General features: G+C 62.2%; 1 protein-coding gene. It reads right to left on the bottom strand.

Annotated elements, in window-relative coordinates; translation table 11 throughout:
* Positions 1-270: hypothetical protein (locus tag SB822_RS57425; protein ID WP_410859151.1), on the bottom strand; the 270-nt coding region annotated here is incomplete at both ends.

The following is a 270-nucleotide window of genomic DNA, read 5'->3' as shown; positions in this document are numbered from 1 at the left end:
CGACGCGTAGCGCAGTGTGCTCACGAGGCTCTGCGGCTGGCGCCGGCTTATCTGTCATCGCTGTCTTGCCTTTCACCATCACACGGTCGCCGACCTTCACGCCTTTCTCGCGGATGGTCGCCGGCTTGCCCGTGAAGGGCTTGACCTTGTCCGCGTCGAGTCCTGCTTTTGCCATGACGTCGCGAACCGTCATCGGTTTCGTGAGCGTCGACTGCCCGGTCTTCTTGCCGGCGTAGCCCTTGGCGACTGACTCGTGATACAGATCGTCCA

The organism is Paraburkholderia sp. SIMBA_054 (assembly GCF_046534875.1).
Lineage (GTDB): Bacteria > Pseudomonadota > Gammaproteobacteria > Burkholderiales > Burkholderiaceae > Paraburkholderia > Paraburkholderia hospita.
This window is presented reverse-complemented; position numbering and strand designations above follow the sequence as displayed.